Annotated in this window: 3 protein-coding genes; all 3 read left to right on the top strand. The window is 43.8% G+C overall.

The annotated features are described in order from the left end of the window. Positions 1 to 767, top strand: a 767-nt coding sequence (locus AC1DWB_RS33845; protein WP_477545466.1) for an ABC transporter permease, incomplete at its 5' end; no start/stop codon positions are given. A gap of 21 nt (positions 768 to 788) precedes the next feature. Further along, positions 789 to 1,676 (top strand): carbohydrate ABC transporter permease, encoded by an 888-nt coding sequence (locus AC1DWB_RS33850; RefSeq protein ID WP_477545467.1) that lies wholly within the window; start codon positions 789 to 791, stop codon positions 1,674 to 1,676. 39 nt (positions 1,677 to 1,715) lie between these two features. Further along, on the top strand, positions 1,716 to 2,263 hold a 548-nt coding region (locus AC1DWB_RS33855), incomplete at its 3' end, for an extracellular solute-binding protein (RefSeq protein ID WP_477545468.1).

A 2,263-nucleotide genomic window follows, 5' to 3' on the forward strand; every position in this document is an offset into this window, starting at 1 on the left:
GCATATTGGGGAGTGAGTGGGCCGGCTTCAAGTATTTCGCAAAAGCATTTGACGATCCGCATTTTTATGTCGTCATTCGAAATACATTGCTCATCAGCCTATACAAACTCATTTTTGGATTTCCGGCGCCAATCCTGTTCGCTTTATTGTTGAATGAAGTCACTCGAGTTCGATTCAAGAAAGTTGTGCAAACGGTTTCCTACTTACCACATTTTATTTCCTGGATCGTGCTCGGTGGCATAGTAATCAGTTTTTTCTCGATGGATGGTCCGGTGAATTGGATCATCAAGCTGGTTGGGGGCGAACCCGTATTGATGTTGGCTGACGATCGGTATTTTCGAAGTGTATTAGTCATCACGGACATTTTCCAATCGTTTGGCTGGGGTTCCATCATTTATTTTGCAGCCATCTCGGGAATCGACCACCAATTGTACGAAGCATCTGTCCTCGATGGCGCCAATCGGTTACAACGCGCTGTACATATTACGTTACCGTTGCTGGTGCCTGTCATTGTGATTATGTTGCTTTTACGGATGTCTCATATTCTGGATGCCGGGTTTGATCAAATTTTCAACCTGTATAACCCAACTGTATACGCTGTTTCTGACATTATTGACACGTATGCCTATCGAAAAGGTTTAACACAGATGGAGTACAGCTACTCGACGGCAATCGGACTTTTTAAGTCAGTTGTTGCCTTAGTGCTGGTCATCACCACGAATTACATTGTCAAGTGGATCGGCGGCAAAGACCATACCTTATGGTAATCGCCGTTACTGGAGGAATCAATGAGTACGATACGAATGACAACCAGCGAGAAAACATTTGATGTTTTCCTCTATTTACTACTTACTCTCATAGCTGTCATTACCTTGTATCCTTTCTGGAATCAGGTTGCACTTTCGATCAGTGACGATGCTTCCGCATATTCGACCGGGATGCTGCTATTCCCATCCAAGGTATCATTGGATAGTTATGTTCTAGTCTTGCAATACAAGCAGCTCTGGGTAGGTTACGGAAATACGATCCTTCGAACGACACTTGGGGTTACGTTTAGCCTAGTATTCACATCTCTCACAGCTTACCCTTTATCCAAGGGAGGGCTCCCTTGCAACAAGATATTCACAATGTTAATCCTATTTACGATGCTGTTTAACGGTGGGCTTATCCCTAATTACTTTCTGATTAGAAACTTAGGGATGTACGATACGATCTGGGCGCTTGTTGTTCCTGGGATGATCGGTGCGTTCAATGTATTTATCATGAGGAACTTTTTTCGTTCCATCCCAGAGAGTCTGGAAGAATCAGCCAAAATGGATGGTGCCGGGTATCTTCTGATTTTTTGGAAGATCGTTCTGCCACTATCGAAACCAGTGCTTGCCACTGTCGCGTTGTGGGTTGCTGTCTATCATTGGAATGCATGGTTTGACAGCATGATCTACATTTCAGATGCGAGCAAGCAGGTTTTGCAAGTCATTCTTCGCAAAATCATTGTAGAGAATAATGTGGAAGATTTGAATGCCGCACTCTATCAGATCGGCGAGAAATCTAAGTTTTCAGGCAGGCAGTTACAGGCGACCATGATCATGTGTTCGATTATTCCGATGCTGGTCGTATATCCCTTCGTACAGAAGCATTTTGTGAAAGGGATCCTGTTAGGTGCTATAAAAGGCTAAACCCATGTTTGTTGAAACTGTTAAGAGAGGGTGTCCACAATGAAAGTTAAAAAAAGTATGGCTTCGCAAATGCTGGTTTCCGCCGCGGTGATTGCAGTGATCTCGGGATGTTCTGGTCAAGAAGCAGGCCCCACGCCTGCCGCAAAGCCGCAAGAAAATAAAATGAAATTGCAGTTCTATTCGATAACACCTGAAAAAGTAGTTCCAGAAAGTTATGCGATTAAGTTGATTAAGGAACGGTTTAATATCGATTTCAACATTGAAACGAGGAAGTCGGATACCTATGTGCAAAATGTCCAGTTGAGCATAGCATCAGGCGAAGTGCCGGATTCCTTTGAGGGCTTGGATTTTATCAACTATGATAAATTGGTCGATCAAGGCGTTCTGGCAGAAATTCCGCCAGCCTTGCTGGAGAAGCATGCTCCGAAATATATGCAATGGTTGAAGAAAGAGCTTGGCAACGATCCATTCCGTTATTCCATGAGAAATGGAAAAAATTACTCCATGCCCATTCTGTGGACAGTCGGCTCGAAGAGAATGGTATTCGGGATGCGACAAGATTGGCTCAACAATGTGGGGATAACGAA

The organism is Paenibacillus sp. P4_E11 (assembly GCF_056401635.1).

Bases quoted from the DNA above. Each gene is read 5' to 3' on its own strand.
- AC1DWB_RS33850 (WP_477545467.1), top strand. From the start codon at position 789: ATGAGTACGATACGAATGACAACCAGCGAGAAAACATTTGATGTTTTC.